A 16,139-nucleotide genomic window follows, 5' to 3' on the forward strand; every position below is an offset into this window, starting at 1 on the left:
CTTCTACTCTCAAGTTTTAAAAAATAAGTCCGATGCCAAAAGGCATCGGACTTATTTTTTAAACTTGATGGCTATGACCATTTGGTAGCCTTTTTTATTTTCCTTTTTTACACCTTTCCGTTACAATGAAAGAACGTATGTTGGGTGTTTTGGCATAGTATGTTTTCATGTGAAAATAAAAATGCTAAGCATGTAGAAATGGAGGGTAACGAGTGCACGAACATTTAAAAGAGAAGTTGGCTATTTTACCAGATCAACCTGGTTGTTATTTAATGAAAGATAAGCAAGGAACGGTTATATATGTCGGAAAGGCAAAAGTGCTTAAAAATCGTGTGCGCTCGTACTTTACTGGTTCGCATGATGGAAAAACACTTCGGCTAGTAGGGGAAATTGTAGATTTTGAATATATTGTAACCTCCTCAAATCTAGAGGCGCTCATTTTGGAGTTAAACTTAATAAAAAAACATGACCCAAAATATAATATTCAATTAAAAGATGATAAAACATATCCTTTTATTAAAATTACAGCTGAGAAACAACCGCGATTACTTATTACGCGAAATGTAAAAAAGGATAAGGGAAAGTATTTTGGTCCTTATCCGAATGCACAATCAGCTCATGAAACGAAAAAACTGCTAGATCGTATGTACCCGCTTCGTAAGTGCTCAAATATGCCCGATAAAGTTTGTTTATATTATCATATGGGTCAATGTTTAGCACCTTGTGTGAAAGAAGTTACGGAAGAACAAAATAAAGAAATTGTAGATGAAATTATTAAGTTTTTAAATGGTGGACATAAAGAAGTTCGTTCGGAATTAGAAACAAAAATGTATGAAGCTTCAGAGAAACTAGAGTTTGAACGTGCAAAAGAGTTACGTGATCAAATCGCTCATATCGATGCGATTATGGAAAAACAAAAGATGATTATGAGTGATTTAGTGGACCGTGATGTGTTTGGCTATGCAGTTGATAAAGGGTGGATGTGTGTTCAAGTTTTCTTCGTTCGAAAAGGAAAGCTAATCGAACGTGATGTTTCTATGTTTCCAATCTACGATGAACCAGAAGAGGGGTTCTTAACGTTTATCGGTCAATTTTATGAAAACAGCAGTCATTTTAAGCCGAAGGAAATTGTCGTTCCAGGAAGTATAGACTCAGAATTAGTAGAACGCTTTTTAGAAGTGGAAGCGACACAGCCGAAACGCGGTAAGAAAAAAGATCTTGTAGAACTGGCAAATAAAAATGCGAAGATTGCCTTGGAAGAGAAATTCTATTTAATTGAACGTGATGAAGAGCGAACGATTAAAGCGGTAGAGAATTTAGGGAAGCAGCTCGGAATTGAAACGCCTTATCGTATTGAAGCGTTTGATAACTCAAATATTCAAGGGACAAATCCTGTTTCGGCAATGATTGCTTTTATTGATGGGAAACCAGCTAAGAAAGAATACAGGAAATATAAAATTAAAACAGTTCAAGGACCAGATGATTATGAGTCTATGAGAGAAGTTGTGAGACGCCGTTATACAAGGGCGCTGAAAGAGGGGTTACCTTTACCAGATTTAATCATTATTGATGGCGGAAAAGGTCATCTGGCGGCTGCAAGTGATGTTTTAGAAAATGAGCTCGGTTTATATATTCCGATGGCAGGTCTTGTAAAAGATGACAAACATAAAACATCTCATTTAATTATTGGAGATCCACCTGAACCTGTGATGCTTGAGAGAAATAGCCAAGAATTTTATTTATTGCAGCGCATTCAAGATGAAGTGCATCGATTTGCAATTACATTCCATCGTCAATTACACGGGAAATCTGTCATTCAATCGGCACTCGATGATATTCCTGGAATTGGAGATAAACGAAAAAAGATATTGTTAAAACATTTCGGATCGCTAAAAAAGATGAAAGAGGCTTCTGTAACAGAATTTGTCGAAGTGGGTATGCCGAAAAATGTCGCAGAGACGATTTATAGTTATTTAGCGGATAAGAAGACGTTGTAGTTTACAACGTCTTCTATTTTTTGGTATAATTTCTGAAGATTTAAAATAAATTCAAATGAATGAAAATGCAAAAAGTCAACTAAACTGATATGTCTAGTTGACTGTGGGTAATGCTACACTTCAATGAGATCTTTTATATCCCATTTTACGAGAAATGTAATAGAGTCTGAACGTTTTTTCTTTTCTTCGTAGGACTCTGCAACGACGTTTCGTTGCTTTTGAATTTGTTCAGCGATGAACCCAGCTTCTAATTGATAAGAAGAATGTCTTTTTTGTTTTTGACGTTCAGCGATGAGTGTGCCTTTAAGTTGGAACTGCATTTCACGACGCTTATGTTCAATAATGCTTAAAGTGCCCCAGCCAGCTTTTTCAAAGAACTGAATGACTTCTTCAATTGTGTCTAGTGGATATTTTCTTGCAAGGTTTCTACCGGACCAGTATAAAATACCATCTAGATCGTTACCGATTAAATCAGGTAGTAATTCTTCACGTAGCAATTCGTAAGCGAAGGCGTTCAATGAAACATCTTCTAAAGATGTTGTATCGATTGTATTTTTACTCACAATATTCCCCTCTTTCTATAGGGATTATTATATAACATTTCTCATTTATAAAAACAGATTTTTCTTTGGGAAAATCTGAATATATAAGAAGAAAAAAAGAATTGGCAAATTATATGCAAATTATGTATACGTTTTCTTGACGCTTCGACAAAAATAGGAGTAAAATGAACTTGGTATCAAATTATGCTGAAATATTTCGAATAATTTTTTCAGTTTTTCTTATGCCAATAGTGAAAAAACATTATTGCCATAAACTAATCTGAAAACAGCAGTCAATCATTCAAGGGGGGTAATGGGGACATGAAAGGCCGCGAGTATACGTTTCGTAAGTGGCACTCATTAATGGGGGTCATCCCGGTTGGTGTCTTTTTGACGCAACATTTAATTGTAAACAACTTTGCAACACGAGGAGCAGAGGCTTTTAACAAAGCTGCAGGCTTTATGGAGCTCCTTCCATTCCGGTATGCGCTAGAAATTTTCATTATCTTTTTACCAATACTGTACCATGCTATATATGGCTTATATATTGCATTTACAGCTAAGAACAATGCGGTTTCTTACGGTTATTTCCGTAACTGGATGTTCGTCTCCCAAAGAATTTCAGGTATCGTTACACTGATTTTCATTTCTTGGCACGTCTGGGAAACTCGTATTCAAGCAGCGTTAGGTAAAGAGGTAAACTATGACATGATGGCAGATATTTTAAACAATCCAGCTATGTTTGCATTCTACTTAGTTGGTGTTGTTTCAACAATTTTCCACTTTGCAAATGGACTATGGACATTCTGCATCAGCTGGGGAATTACAGTATCTCCACGTTCACAAAGAATCTCTACTTATGTAACATTAGCTATTTTCTTAGGTCTATCTTATGTAGGTGTGAGTGCATTATTAGCGTTCATCGATCCACAGCTAGCAAACCAGTAAGGAGTGGGAGAGCATGAAAGGGAAACTTATAGTAGTCGGCGGTGGCTTGGCTGGCTTAATGGCAACGATTAAAGCGGCGGAAGCAGGAGTAAATGTTGAACTGTTCTCTTTAGTACCAGTAAAACGTTCGCATTCTGTATGTGCCCAAGGTGGAATTAACGGTGCCGTAAATACGAAAGGTGAAGGGGATTCTCCATGGATCCACTTTGACGATACAATTTATGGTGGGGACTTCTTAGCGAACCAACCACCAGTTAAAGCAATGTGTGAAGCAGCACCTGGTATCATTCATTTAATGGACCGTATGGGTGTTATGTTCAACCGTACGGAAGAAGGACTTCTTGATTTCCGTCGTTTTGGTGGAACTCAACATCACCGTACAGCATTTGCTGGTGCAACAACTGGACAGCAATTACTATACGCATTAGATGAGCAAGTACGTCGTCACGAAGTAGCAGGACTTGTAACGAAATATGAAGGTTGGGATTTCTTACGAGCTGTTATTGATGATGAAGGTGTGTGCCGAGGAATCGTTGCACAAGACTTACAAACTATGGAGATTAGAAGTTTCCGAGCTGATGCCGTGATTATGGCAACAGGGGGCCCTGGTATCATCTTCGGAAAATCAACAAACTCTATTATCAATACAGGTACAGCAGCTTCTGCTGTATATCAACAAGGCGCATATTATGCAAACGGTGAGTTCATTCAAATTCACCCAACGGCAATTCCTGGAGACGATAAATTACGTCTGATGAGTGAATCTGCACGTGGTGAAGGTGGACGTGTTTGGACATATAAAGATGGTAAACCATGGTATTTCTTAGAAGAAAAATATCCGGCTTACGGAAACCTTGTACCTCGTGATATCGCAACGCGTGAAATCTTTGATGTTTGCGTAGAGCAAAAACTAGGTATTAACGGTGAAAACATGGTGTACTTAGATCTTTCTCATAAAGATCCGAAAGAACTAGATATTAAACTTGGTGGAATTATTGAAATCTATGAGAAATTTACAGGTGATGATCCTCGTAAACTACCAATGAAAATCTTCCCAGCTGTTCACTATTCAATGGGCGGGCTATGGGTTGATTATAAGCAGATGACAAGCATTCCAGGTTTATTTGCAGCAGGTGAGTGTGATTATTCTATGCACGGTGGTAACCGTCTTGGCGCAAACTCACTATTATCAGCAATTTACGGTGGTATGGTAGCAGGACCAAATGCAATTGAATATATGAAAGGTCTTTCTAAATCATCAGATGCTGTTTCATCTACTGTGTATGAACAAAATGAATTAATCGAAACAGAGAAATTTAACAATATTTTAACGCTCGATGGTAACGAAAATGCGTATGTTCTTCATAAAGAGCTTGGAGAATGGATGACAGATAACGTTACAGTAGTTCGTGAAAATAAAAAATTATTAGAAACAGATGCAAAAATTGAAGAGTTAATGGCTCGCTACAAACGTATTAACATTAACGATACAGCGAGATGGAGCAACCAAGGTGCTTCATTTACACGCCAACTTGCAAATATGTTTGAATTAGCACGTGTTATTACAATTGGCGCATATAACCGTAATGAGAGTCGTGGGGCGCATTACAAACCTGAATTCCCAAATCGTGATGATGCAAACTTCTTAAAAACTACGATGGCGAAATTTGAAGGAGAAGGAAATGCACCGGCATTCCATTACGAAGACGTGGATATTTCATTAATTAAACCACGTAAACGTGATTATTCTTCAAAACACGATGTAGCTGCTAAGAGTGAAGAGAAGGGGGATAAACAACATGTCTGAGAAAACAATCCGCCTCATCATTACGAGACAAGACGGACCAGATGCGCAAGCGTTTGACCAAGAGTTTGAAATTCCGTATCGTCCGAATATGAATATTATTTCGGCGCTTATGGAAATTCGTCGTAATCCTGTTGATTCAAAAGGAAACAAAACAACTCCGATTGCATGGGATATGAACTGTTTAGAGGAAGTATGTGGTGCATGTTCGATGGTGATTAACGGAAAACCACGTCAATCATGTACAGCGCTTATCGATCAATTAGAACAACCAATTCGCTTAAAACCGATGAAGACATTCCCGGTTGTTCGTGACTTACAAGTTGACCGTAGTCGCATGTTTAATGCTCTAAAACGTGTTAAAGCTTGGATTCCAATTGATGGTACGTATGACTTAGGACCAGGACCAAGGATGCCAGAGAAGAAACGTCAATGGGCTTATGAGCTTTCAAAATGTATGACATGTGGTGTTTGCTTAGAATCATGTCCAAACGTAAATAGTAAATCGGACTTTATTGGACCAGCACCGTTATCACAAGCTCGTTTATTTAACTCACATCCAACGGGTGAAATGCATAAAGCAGATCGCTTACGTGCAATTATGGGTGATGGAGGACTTGCAAACTGTGGTAACTCTCAAAACTGTGTGCAATCATGTCCAAAGGGTATTCCATTAACAACTTCAATTGCGGCGTTAAACCGTGATACAACAATTCAATCGTTCAAAGATTTCTTTGGTAGCGACAATAACTATTAAAAAATATTGCCTCTTCATTTCGAAGGGGCAATATTTATAACTATATTTTTCTGTTTATTCTGTTTATTTTAAAACGAAAAGGAGAGGGAACAATGAAGAGGATTTCTTATATTGAAGACTTTGAGCAATGGGAAAGTGGTTTTTCGTTTTACAATCCTGTAAAGGTTCGTTTTGGTGAAGTAGATATGTTTGGACATGTAAATAATGTCGTTGCCTTCACCTATTTTGAAGAAGCGCGTATCGCATTGTTTAAAGAACTTGGATTTATGCAAGAATGGACGCATGAATCTTCAGAAACGATGATTGTTGTTGCGGATTTACAATGTAATTTTATTAAACAAATATATTTTGATGAACAGTTGAAGGTGTATGTAAAAGCGGGATCAGTTGGAAATTCTTCATTAGATTTGCATTATATGGTGAAGAATGCAGAAGGAGAGGTTTGTTTAGTTGGTCGTGGAATGATGGTCCAAGCGTCGAAAAAAACGGGAAGAGGTGAACCGTGGCCTGAAGAGTGGAAGGAAAAATTAATACAATGATAGAGTGAAAGAAAAATAAGAGAGCAAATTGCTCTCTTATTTTTTGTCTTCCAGCGCCTCTTCTAATGTTAAATGATGTTTATATATGTATGTAGCGTATGGATTTCCAACGTAGCGCAAATGCCACGGTTCATATGAGTATTCTGTTGTTTCTGTTTTATCTTCTAAATAACGAATGACAAAGCCAAATTCATGAGCATGTTTTGCAACCCATTTACCTTCGTTTGTCTCTCCAAAAATAGGCTCTAATTGGAATTTAGCAGATTTTGAACTAATATCCATTGCTAAACCAGTTTGATGTTCACTCGTACCGGGAATGGCACTTACTGAATCCGCCTCAGCTTTTCCTTGGCGTCTAACGTATGTATCATGTAATGATTTTTGGCGTTTGTATGAACGATAACCAGATACAGCTGTAAGTTCAAGTCCTTCTTTCTTTGCCACTTCAAACATACTTTCAAGCGCATTTGCAGCATCTTTGCGCAGCAATGTTTTTTCTTTATCTTTTGGACTAGTAAATGGTACGTTTGGTCTCGTTAAGTCTTCAGGTATGTATCCGTCTGGTAGTTTTCGATGTTTATTAACTAATACAAGATTAGACTCTGGATTTGTTACAACGGAAAAATCATTGTCTAGCTTCTTTGCATTATGATCAGCTTTTGGAAAAGCAGGAATCTCTTCTTTTTGGTGGTTACTATGCTGTTGACTTTCGACAGCTTTCGCATTATTTTGTAATGGTGATTTAGAACTAAAGTAAGCGAAAGAAGTGATACCGATTACAATAGTAGTGGCAGAAATAATAATTATCTTTTTCATGATGCCTTGTAATCACAGTCCTTTCTTAATAAAATGTGTATCGTTTCTTATTATAAGTCTAGTTTAATGAAAAAGAAATATAAGAATCGTAACGTAATAGAAATGCAAAGAAAATGTCAGAAAATGTGTGAAATTGTAGTATTTTTTCATTTAATTCATTTCTTATCTTTCATGAAATGAATTTTTTATGTAATATATATATATAAGAAGATGTAGCGATTATCGAGAATAAAGAACTTCTTGTATAGACTAGGAGTGAATGGGAATGGATTTTGCAACAATTATTGGACTTATTTTAGGATTTGTAGCAGTGGTAGTAGGGATGGTCGTCAAGGGCGCTGACGTAACAGCCTTATTGAATCCTGCCGCAGCATTAATTATTTTTATCGGTACATTTGCTGCAGTATGTATAGCCTTTCCGATGAATCAACTAAAAAGAGTTCCAAAATTATTTAAAGTTCTTTTTGGTTCAAATAAAAAGGATTTAAGTTATGAACAGTTGCTAGAATTATTTGTTCATTGGACATCAGAAAGTAGAAAATACGGTATTTTGTCTTTAGAGCAACAATTAGACAAAATTCAAGATGAATTTCTTTTACGTGGTATGAAATTTGTAATTGATGGCGTATCTGCAGAAGATTTAGAACAGATTTTAGAAGCTGAATTAGAAGCAATTGAGGAAAGGCATGCAAAGGGAGCTGCAATTTTTTCTCAAGCTGGTACATATGCACCAACATTAGGGGTTTTAGGTGCTGTTATCGGTCTTGTAGCTGCACTTGGTAATTTAACTGATATTGAAAAGTTAGGACATGCTATTTCAGGTGCGTTTATTGCGACGATTTTTGGTATTTTTTCAGGTTATGTATTATGGCATCCATTTGCTAATAAGTTAAAACAAAAATCTGCAGCTGAAATCGAAAAAAAGCGTTTAATTATTGATTGTTTATTAATGTTACAAGAAGGTACATATCCGTTTATTATGAAGAACCGCATTTTAGGTTCACTATCTGCGACTGAGCGTAAAAAGCTAGAAAAAGGAGCAGAGAAAAATGCGGAGTAAGAAAAATAGAAGAGGCAAAAAGAAAAAACATGAGGAACATATCGATGAAACGTGGTTAATTCCATATTCTGATATGTTAACGTTGTTATTTGCACTGTTTATCGTTTTATTCGCAATGAGTAGTATAGATGCAGCGAAGTTTAAACAGATGGCAGTAGCGTTTCGAAGCGAACTAGCAGGTGGAACCGGTAACAAAGAATTTTTAAGTGATCAGAAGCCAAATGATGAAAAGGAATTATCAGCAAGTAGCCTTGAGGCAGAACAAGCAAAAAAACAAGAAGAAGCTAGAGAAAAAGAAAAAAAAGAAATGGATGAATTGAAAGCATTACAAAAAAAGATTGATCAATATATTAATGAGAAACAATTATCCTCTTCTTTTCAAACTAAATTAACTGAAAAGGGATTAATGGTGACAATATTAGAGAATGTACTGTTTGATTCCGGAAAAGCAGATGTGAAGTTAGAATCACTAGGGATTGCGAAAGAAATGTCTAGCTTACTTGTTTCAGCGTCACCTCGTGAAATTACAGTATCTGGTCATACAGATAATGTCCCTATTGCAAATTCCCAATTTGCATCAAATTGGGAATTAAGTACGCAGCGGGCAGTTAATTTTATGCAAGTATTGCTCCAAAATAAAGAATTACAACCAGAAAAATTTAGTGCAATTGGTTACGGAGAATACCGTTCAATTGCTCCAAATGATACACAAGAAGGAAAGGCGAAAAATAGGCGTGTAGAAGTGTTTATCTTGCCTTTAACAGAGAAAGTAAAATAAAGAGGATGGCGAATGCCATCCTCTTTATTTTGCATCAAATGATTTTAAGTTGTCACGACGGATTTTATCTTTTTCTGCATCTGATTTTTTGAAATCATAATCATATAAAGCGCCTTCCCAATCGCCATACATTGGATTTGGGAAAATAATAAATTTCTCCCCAAATTGTGCTTTTGAATCTGAGACTGCTTGGTTTCGGTCCTTTACAGACTTTCCATCAAAACCAGTGAAGTCAGATAAGTTATCACCGAAGAATAAGACGATATCATGTGTTTGAGAAACGAGTTCACGTCGTTTTTCTTTTCCTTTTTCTTTCGGATCTTGTAGTAATATATGTTCTTTTGTTGCTTGAGGAGCGCCTACACGCTCAAGATTTTTAATTGTTGCATCTAATTGGTTCGTTTTACGATTTGAGATGTAGTAAATGTCTACTCCTTTAGACTCTGTATATTTTAAGAAATCAATTGAACCTGGAAGGGCCTCAGCTTCAGCTTTATTAATCCAGTCATCCCATTTATATGGATAGCCTTTGCCTGTTTTTACGCTCATTGCTTGATGAGGACTATTATCTAAAACAGTTTCATCTAAATCAAGTACGATAGCAGGTTTTTTCTCTGTCCCTTTTGCAAGAGCTGCATCAAGTTTCAATTGACCGATATTGTATCCTTGGTAGTACAGTGCTTTCGTTTCACCGGCTGTTTGATACCATAAATCAGCCATTAATTGCTGGTCTGTTAATTTTACTTTCTCTTCTTTCGCCACTGTTTTCTCTTGTGTTCCTGAACATGCTACAAGTGATGTAGATAGAACCGCTACAGATAATAAAGTGGTAATGCCCCTTTTCACCTTCATATGTACCCTCCTTGATGTTAGAAAACCAGTTAATATTATATATCGAAAAATAATATTTTTTGTATGAACATTTGCATATTGTCTTTTGTATATATAGTAGTATGTCCTATATTAGAAAGATGAGAAAAAATGATGGGAATTATTTTGACAAGTTTAATTGTCGAAATGACAATAATAATTGACAAACTATGTAATTTTATTTACAATTTTAACTAAATGAAACAAATGATGGATTAGAGAGATGCTACATAATAAGAGGATGGAGTGTAGTGCTATATTTTATCCTGAATAAACATAGTCTTTGAAAGAGAGTATGAATGATACTAAAGGGGAGGCTTTATACTTTGAGTTTACAAATTCAAAACTTAACGAAACAATTTGGGGAATCAAAAGCAGTTAACGGCTTGCAAATTTCGTTACCAAAAGGTGAAGTGTTAGGATTACTTGGACGAAATGGTGCAGGAAAAACAACGACAATCAAAATGCTTCTCGGATTATTAACGCCTAATGAAGGCTCTATTACATGGGATGGAAAACCATTTGGGACTAGTGGGGTAACGATAGGATACTTACCAGAAGAAAGAGGTTTATATACTAAAAGTAGAGTAATAGACCAGTTGCGATATTTTGGTAGATTAGAAGGAATGACGAAAAAAGAAGTAGATCTTGCTATTGATCATTGGTTAGATCGATTAGCAATACCAGAATATAAATTTAAAACAGCAGGAGAGCTTTCAAAAGGGAACCAGCAAAAAATTCAATTAATTGCTGCTCTTCTTCATAATCCAGAACTTCTCATTTTAGATGAGCCATTTAGCGGACTGGATCCAGTGAATGCTGGAATGTTAGCTAGCATTATTGAAGAACAAGTACAGAGCGGAAAGACAATTATTTTATCTAGTCATCGTATGGAACAAGTAGAGGCTTTTTGCCAACATGTATGTATTTTGAAAAAAGGCGAAGCAGTCGTAAAAGGCCAGTTAAGTGATATTAAAAAACAATATGGTTTTCGTAATTTAACGATTGAAGATACAGAAGTGAATGAGAAGGGATTAGAAGCTATACATGTATCGTATGAAAAACAACAAGGCCTTCTTTATGTGCGAGTACAAGATGATGCAGAAGCTCTAAACATTTTACAACAATTACAAGAACAAGGTGTTACCTTACGACAATTTAAGATGTTAGAGCCGACGTTAAACGAAATCTTTGTAGAGAGGGCGAAATAACGATGCGTAAATTTTCTCACGTATTTTCATTTTATTTTAGAGAAGCATTTTTATCTAAAAAATCATTAATTATGAGCGCAATTTTATTTTTAATTGTTTTTGGAATTTTTGCGTTCAATCATCTTACTTCAAATAATGATAAAAATAAGGATAAAGATAAAATTGCAGTTGTGTCAGAGAGTTCTACATATAAAATCCAAAAAGAAGAGTTAACTAAGTTATTACCATCAGCTAAATTAACAATTGGTTCAAAAGAAGATTTCAATAAACTACATAAACAAGTAGAAGAAGGCGAGTTAGACGGCTTGTTTCGTGTAACTGAAAAGAATGGAGTTCCAGAAATTACGTATATGTTTAATGGGTTCGCTAGTGAAACAACTTCTACAATTATAGGTAGTTATTTAAAGGGGCAATATATGGCGGTAACTGTTGCTAAGCATAATGTTTCACCAGAAATTGCACAACAATTACAAACGGACATTTCCGTGAAACAAGAAGCAATAAAAGATCGTTCTGCCTCTGCCGGAATTGCATATTTCTTCATATTCGCTTTATATATGTTTATTGTTGCGTTCGGAAGCACAATTGCGATGAATATTGCTTCTGAAAAAGCTTCTCGCGTTATGGAAGTTATGATTCCGAAAGTAAAACCTCTTACGATGATGTATGCAAAAATTTTAGCGGTTGTTTCAACGGCGTTATTGCAACTTATCATATTAGCATGTGGTTATTTAGTTCCTTATTTACTAGGGTGGATAGATTTAGAAAATGGTTCATTATTTGGCGTAATTGATGTTACAAAGTTAGATGCAAAAATAATCGGTATGTTCTTAATTTATTTTGTTACAGGATATTTCCTGTATGCGATGATGTATGCAGCTGCTGGTGCGGTTGTTTCTAAGACTGAGGATTTGCAAGGTGTAATGCTACCGATTTCAATTTTAATAATTGCAGCATTCTTTATAAGTCTTAAATCATTAGGTGACCCAAATAGTACTATCGTTGTTATAAGCTCTTATGTTCCATTCTTTACCCCGATGGTTACATTCTCTCGCTTTGTAGCTGGCGAAACTGGTATGTTAGAAATTATGATAACATTGGCGGGGCTTTTAGCGACAATCGGTATATTAAGTGCTGTTACAAGCCGCATTTACGTAAATGGTGTAATGAATTACTCAGACAAAGTGAAATTTAAAGACTTAGCGAAATTTATAAAGCGTCAATAATGAGAGAAAAGCATGATTTCCTAATGAAATCATGCTTTTTCTTTATGTATAAATTAAAAATAGTATATAATAATAAGAGTCGTCTTTTAATAGAATGAATAAAAAGGAGGGTGTGCAGATGGGAATTAGTAGTCGTTTTACAGTAGGTGTTCATATGCTGACATTACTTGCGATAGATCGAAACTCTCGCTGTACCTCTGAATGGATTGCCGGTAGTGTGAATACAAATCCAGTTGTGATTCGTCGCATTACAGGAATGTTGAAGAGAGCAGGACTTGTTGATGTACAAGCTGGTAAAGGTGGTACGACACTTGCTCGTGATTTAGAAGAAATTACATTACTTGATGTATATAAAGCAGTGGAAGTTGTAGAAGAAGGACAGCTATTTTCCTTCCATGAAAATCCCAACATTGAATGTCCAGTAGGAGCTAATATTCAATCAGTATTAGAAATTATTTTAATGCAAGCACAAGAAGCGATGGAAAATGTACTTGCAAATGTAACGGTAGATCAACTAGTTACAAATTTAAAGTCTAAAATGAAAGAGTAAAAAAGCGAGCATCCTCATAATGAGGGCTCGCCTTTTTTTATTCAGAAATATTGAAAATTCTATTTTTCAGTATTTAAAATGAATTTACCTACGATAGCTGCTACGATACCACCAAGAATTGGTGCGATGATGAATACCCATAGTTGAGAAAGGGCTTCTCCGCCAGCGAATAAAGCTGGGGCGATACTACGAGCTGGGTTAACAGAAGTTCCAGTTAACGGAAGGAATACCTAATAAGTGAACTAAAACTAATGTGAAACCAATTACTAATCCTGCTAGAGAAGAACTTCCTTTTTTACCTGTTACAGCAACGATCACTAAAATGAATACGAAAGTTAAAATAAATTCAACTAGAAATGCTCCAGATAAACCAAGAGTTCCAAAACCGTTTTGTCCTAAATTATCTAAAGGTGTTTTAGCAGATTTTAAAATTGTTACTAACGTTGCAGTTCCTAATAAACCACCTAAAATTTGAGCTAATACATAATAACAAAGTTCCATAGCGTTCATTCTTTTATTGATGAACATAGCTACTGATACTGCTGGGTTAATGTGACATCCAGAAATTGTTCCGATGCTATATGCCATAGCCACAATAGATAGACCGAAAGCCATAGCGATTCCTAATGTTCCAATTCCTTCAATTCCGCCGCCAATGACAGCTACTCCAGTTCCGAATAATACTAGTACAAACGTACCAATAAATTCAGCGATTGCTTTTTTTAACATAATTTACCTCCTATTGTTGCGCATGAACCGTATTATAACATAGGTTTTAGTATAAACCGTTAATGAAATACTATTCTGATAAGGCGCAATAGGGAGACAATAAAAAAGAGTATAGTTCTTTGTTACAGAACCATACTCTTTTTTTATGCTGTTTTTTTCTGTTTAACGACTGGAACAGAACGGTTTAAAATGCTATTTGCAACCATTCCTAACATAATAATAATCATTCCAAGTAGGGAAAGCCCGCCAGGAAATGAACCATTTAAGAAAACAATTTCGCCAAGCACGGTAAAGACCATCGTTCCAGCTTGCGTTGCTTCAACAGCTCCAAGTAGAGCGAGATTATCTTTGGCTAAGTCAGTAGCAAAGAAAAATGTCATTGTCGCTATAACGCCAGAACATAATGCTAACAAAAATCCTTGTAGCATTTGGCTTGATGTTGGAATACCAGTAGTAGAAAATCCGTATATACCAAGTAAAATTGTTATAGGAAGACTGCCTATTGCCATTCCTAATACACGTTGGAATGTATCAAGACGCCCGCCAACAAGTTCCATCATTTTTCGGTTACCGAACGGATATAAGAAAGCAGCTAACACGACAGGTAAAAACCCTGAAATGAACTGAGTTATTGTAATGTGACCTGCAGCAGTTGTTTGCATACAAATTACACCAAGTAAAATAAATAATGCAACGTATAAACTACGAAGTGGAATTTTTCCGCGTACAAGTTTCGTACCTGATTTCGTTTCTATTTTAACGAAAAATAATGGCGAGAGTAGTAAACCTGCTAATATAGTAACTTGCCAAGTTCCAGCAACGAGCCAAGCTGGAGAAAAGACAGCTGCAAAACTTAATAAAGAATAGAAACCAATACCAGCAACAGAACCCCACCCGATCCAAGCCAATGGATGTTTCTTTAATTCTTCCCATAACTCCCTTAAGTTTTTGCGAAATAAAACGATAAGGAATAAAATAGTGAGAGCAAATAAAAAACGGAAGGAAGCTGTCCAAGCCCAGCTCGTTCCAGATACATTCATCGCTCGATTTATAATAAAAGTTGCGGAAAAAAAGGCTGATGATAAAAGGCCTAATAAAATTGCGCGCATGAAGTATAGCACTCCTTTCGGAATTTAATGATTATGTATAGTATAATATACTTTATCTATATAAAAGTAAACTATTTTATATTTTAAGGTGGTTTTATAGATGAAAGAACATGAAGATATGCAAACGAAAGAAGTCATTCAGCAAGTAGGTCAGTTATTAAGGCAAATTCGAAATGAACAAAAATTAAGTTTAGAAGAATTAGCTCAAAAAACAGGGGTTAGTAAATTAACATTAGGAAAGATTGAAAGAGGCGAAACGAATCCGACGTTAGCTGTCATTTGGAAAATAACGAAAGGGTTATCGATTCCTTTATCGAGATTGATGGTTGTTGGAGAACCTGTAGCGGTTGCGCGCTGCGGAGAAGGATTTGCAGTAGACGTAGGACAAGCATGGCATTTAGAAACAATGTTCCGTTATACGAAAGAAACGGGTATGGAAATGCACCGTGCTTGTTTAAGGTCGAATAGTATATATGAACCAGAAGCTCATCATGAAGGTGCTATTGAGCTTGTAACGGTAATGAAAGGGAAAGTATCGATTCAAGTAGAAAGCGATGTTTACGAATTAAATGAGTTTGACTCTATTCAATTTGAAGCGAATAAGAAACATAGTTATAAGAATGAAGAAGATGAAGTGGCGGTATTACATTTAACGATGAAATATTCTTCATGAAAAAATCCCCTATAGAAAAATCTATAGGGGATTTTGTATACACTATGCTCAAATATACGAAAGAATGTTATTAGTAAGAGCGTGGCATAAGTAATAAACAAATAAAATAAACTAAAAACCCCGTCCCAAAACATAAAACTGCAATGACCCAAAGTATGCGAATGAGAGTAGAGCTAATATCAAAATATTCTCCTAAACCACCGCATATACCAAATAGCATTTTATCAGTTTCGGATTTATATAATTTTTTTGACATATTACGATCAACTCCTTTTTATAGCAAACTATATACTTCTATTCTATATGGAAATCTATGAGGAGACTATGAGGTTGTATGACATTTTTTTATAAAGTGAACCGTATTTTACAATTTAGATGTGAGGTCATATAAACAATAAATCTAATTTATAGCGCAGTATAATAGTTTGCGATAAAAATAAAAAGGCCTTAGGTTGGTCTTATCCCTGTCAAGTAGACAGCATTAAAAAGACTAAGCAGCCATCGAGATTCGATATTCTATCGGAGCTCGA

At 35.8% G+C, this 16,139-nt stretch carries 16 protein-coding genes and 1 pseudogene; 11 read left to right on the forward strand and 6 right to left on the reverse strand.

What is annotated here, in order from left to right:
* The first annotated feature begins 212 nt into the window (after nt 1-212).
* A complete protein-coding gene (uvrC, locus tag PDQ33_RS25020; RefSeq protein ID WP_270394833.1) occupies nt 213-1,997 on the forward strand; it encodes an excinuclease ABC subunit C in 1,785 nt (594 codons plus the stop codon).
* 113 nt (nt 1,998-2,110) lie between these two features.
* Here uvrC and PDQ33_RS25025 read toward each other — a convergent pair whose 3' ends face one another.
* Entirely contained in the window at nt 2,111-2,560 is a 450-nt protein-coding gene (locus PDQ33_RS25025; protein WP_000042220.1) for a YslB family protein, read from the reverse strand.
* A 300-nt stretch (nt 2,561-2,860) separates the two neighbouring features.
* Here PDQ33_RS25025 and sdhC point away from each other — a divergent pair, with 300 nt between their 5' ends.
* The 4 genes from sdhC (at nt 2,861) to PDQ33_RS25045 (ending at nt 6,587) form a co-directional block, all read left to right on the forward strand.
* Nucleotides 2,861-3,487 carry a succinate dehydrogenase cytochrome B558 gene (gene sdhC, locus PDQ33_RS25030; protein ID WP_270756796.1) on the forward strand — a complete coding sequence of 209 codons (627 nt, stop codon included), beginning with the start codon at nt 2,861-2,863 and terminating at the stop codon, nt 3,485-3,487.
* A 13-nt stretch (nt 3,488-3,500) separates the two neighbouring features.
* Nucleotides 3,501-5,294, forward strand: coding sequence for a succinate dehydrogenase flavoprotein subunit (gene sdhA / locus PDQ33_RS25035; RefSeq protein WP_000676735.1), 1,794 nt, complete (start codon nt 3,501-3,503; stop codon nt 5,292-5,294).
* Entirely contained in the window at nt 5,287-6,048 is a 762-nt protein-coding gene (gene sdhB, locus PDQ33_RS25040) for a succinate dehydrogenase iron-sulfur subunit (RefSeq protein ID WP_001291826.1), read from the forward strand. The genes sdhA and sdhB overlap by 8 nt, the downstream gene beginning before the upstream one ends.
* Nucleotides 6,049-6,140: 92 nt before the next feature.
* Nucleotides 6,141-6,587 carry an acyl-CoA thioesterase gene (locus PDQ33_RS25045; protein ID WP_000822738.1) on the forward strand — a complete coding sequence of 149 codons (447 nt, stop codon included), beginning with the start codon at nt 6,141-6,143 and terminating at the stop codon, nt 6,585-6,587.
* A gap of 36 nt (nt 6,588-6,623) precedes the next feature.
* Here PDQ33_RS25045 and PDQ33_RS25050 read toward each other — a convergent pair whose 3' ends face one another.
* Nucleotides 6,624-7,403 (reverse strand): M15 family metallopeptidase, encoded by a 780-nt coding sequence (locus tag PDQ33_RS25050; RefSeq protein ID WP_074543105.1) that lies wholly within the window; start codon nt 7,401-7,403, stop codon nt 6,624-6,626.
* 265 nt (nt 7,404-7,668) lie between these two features.
* Between PDQ33_RS25050 and motA the strand changes: the two genes are divergently transcribed.
* On the forward strand, nt 7,669-8,463 hold the full coding sequence (gene motA, locus PDQ33_RS25055; protein ID WP_000344858.1) for a flagellar motor stator protein MotA: 795 nt from the start codon (nt 7,669-7,671) through the stop codon (nt 8,461-8,463).
* On the forward strand, nt 8,453-9,241 hold the full coding sequence (gene motB / locus PDQ33_RS25060; RefSeq protein WP_001256745.1) for a flagellar motor protein MotB: 789 nt from the start codon (nt 8,453-8,455) through the stop codon (nt 9,239-9,241). Before motA ends, motB begins: the two co-directional genes overlap by 11 nt.
* 24 nt (nt 9,242-9,265) lie before the next feature.
* On the opposite strand, the gene PDQ33_RS25065 is transcribed toward motB, so the two are convergent.
* Nucleotides 9,266-10,093, reverse strand: a complete 828-nt coding sequence (locus PDQ33_RS25065; RefSeq protein WP_270394828.1) for a 5'-nucleotidase, lipoprotein e(P4) family — start codon at nt 10,091-10,093, stop codon at nt 9,266-9,268.
* Between the two features lie 344 nt (nt 10,094-10,437).
* Here PDQ33_RS25065 and PDQ33_RS25070 point away from each other — a divergent pair, with 344 nt between their 5' ends.
* The 3 genes from PDQ33_RS25070 (at nt 10,438) to PDQ33_RS25080 (ending at nt 13,098) form a co-directional block, all read left to right on the forward strand.
* Nucleotides 10,438-11,322 carry an ABC transporter ATP-binding protein gene (locus tag PDQ33_RS25070; RefSeq protein ID WP_000058123.1) on the forward strand — a complete coding sequence of 295 codons (885 nt, stop codon included), beginning with the start codon at nt 10,438-10,440 and terminating at the stop codon, nt 11,320-11,322.
* A 2-nt stretch (nt 11,323-11,324) separates the two neighbouring features.
* Nucleotides 11,325-12,548: an ABC transporter permease gene (locus PDQ33_RS25075; RefSeq protein ID WP_001224962.1), complete on the forward strand. Its 1,224-nt coding sequence runs from the start codon at nt 11,325-11,327 to the stop codon at nt 12,546-12,548.
* A gap of 118 nt (nt 12,549-12,666) precedes the next feature.
* Complete coding sequence (locus PDQ33_RS25080) at nt 12,667-13,098, forward strand: Rrf2 family transcriptional regulator (RefSeq protein WP_000512998.1); 432 nt, start codon at nt 12,667-12,669, stop codon at nt 13,096-13,098.
* A gap of 59 nt (nt 13,099-13,157) precedes the next feature.
* On the opposite strand, the pseudogene PDQ33_RS25085 reads toward PDQ33_RS25080, so the two are convergent.
* Nucleotides 13,158-13,827 (reverse strand): annotated as a pseudogene (locus tag PDQ33_RS25085) (MIP/aquaporin family protein).
* Nucleotides 13,828-13,970: 143 nt separating this feature from the next.
* Nucleotides 13,971-14,936 carry a DMT family transporter gene (locus tag PDQ33_RS25090; RefSeq protein ID WP_270756797.1) on the reverse strand — a complete coding sequence of 322 codons (966 nt, stop codon included), beginning with the start codon at nt 14,934-14,936 and terminating at the stop codon, nt 13,971-13,973.
* A gap of 100 nt (nt 14,937-15,036) precedes the next feature.
* Between PDQ33_RS25090 and PDQ33_RS25095 the strand changes: the two genes are divergently transcribed.
* Entirely contained in the window at nt 15,037-15,609 is a 573-nt protein-coding gene (locus tag PDQ33_RS25095) for a helix-turn-helix domain-containing protein (RefSeq protein WP_000658051.1), read from the forward strand.
* A gap of 70 nt (nt 15,610-15,679) precedes the next feature.
* Here PDQ33_RS25095 and PDQ33_RS25100 read toward each other — a convergent pair whose 3' ends face one another.
* On the reverse strand, nt 15,680-15,865 hold the full coding sequence (locus tag PDQ33_RS25100; RefSeq protein WP_000038791.1) for a PspC domain-containing protein: 186 nt from the start codon (nt 15,863-15,865) through the stop codon (nt 15,680-15,682).
* Between the last annotated feature and the right edge of the window lie 274 nt (nt 15,866-16,139).

Origin of the sequence: Bacillus cereus group sp. Bc031 (assembly GCF_027716265.1) — a bacterium.
Lineage (GTDB): Bacteria > Bacillota > Bacilli > Bacillales > Bacillaceae_G > Bacillus_A > Bacillus_A paranthracis.

Excerpts from the sequence above, each read along its gene's own strand:
- PDQ33_RS25045 (WP_000822738.1), top strand. The coding sequence starts at position 6,141 with ATGAAGAGGATTTCTTATATTGAAGACTTTGAGCAATGGGAAAGTGGT.
- PDQ33_RS25095 (WP_000658051.1), top strand. The coding sequence starts at position 15,037 with ATGAAAGAACATGAAGATATGCAAACGAAAGAAGTCATTCAGCAAGTA.
- PDQ33_RS25065 (WP_270394828.1), bottom strand. The coding sequence starts at position 10,093 with ATGAAGGTGAAAAGGGGCATTACCACTTTATTATCTGTAGCGGTTCTA.
- sdhB (WP_001291826.1), top strand. The coding sequence starts at position 5,287 with ATGTCTGAGAAAACAATCCGCCTCATCATTACGAGACAAGACGGACCA.
- PDQ33_RS25100 (WP_000038791.1), bottom strand. The coding sequence starts at position 15,865 with ATGTCAAAAAAATTATATAAATCCGAAACTGATAAAATGCTATTTGGT.
- PDQ33_RS25090 (WP_270756797.1), bottom strand. The coding sequence starts at position 14,936 with ATGCGCGCAATTTTATTAGGCCTTTTATCATCAGCCTTTTTTTCCGCA.
- PDQ33_RS25080 (WP_000512998.1), top strand. The coding sequence starts at position 12,667 with ATGGGAATTAGTAGTCGTTTTACAGTAGGTGTTCATATGCTGACATTA.
- sdhC (WP_270756796.1), top strand. The coding sequence starts at position 2,861 with ATGAAAGGCCGCGAGTATACGTTTCGTAAGTGGCACTCATTAATGGGG.
- motB (WP_001256745.1), top strand. The coding sequence starts at position 8,453 with ATGCGGAGTAAGAAAAATAGAAGAGGCAAAAAGAAAAAACATGAGGAA.
- PDQ33_RS25050 (WP_074543105.1), bottom strand. The coding sequence starts at position 7,403 with ATGAAAAAGATAATTATTATTTCTGCCACTACTATTGTAATCGGTATC.
- motA (WP_000344858.1), top strand. The coding sequence starts at position 7,669 with ATGGATTTTGCAACAATTATTGGACTTATTTTAGGATTTGTAGCAGTG.
- PDQ33_RS25075 (WP_001224962.1), top strand. The coding sequence starts at position 11,325 with ATGCGTAAATTTTCTCACGTATTTTCATTTTATTTTAGAGAAGCATTT.
- sdhA (WP_000676735.1), top strand. The coding sequence starts at position 3,501 with ATGAAAGGGAAACTTATAGTAGTCGGCGGTGGCTTGGCTGGCTTAATG.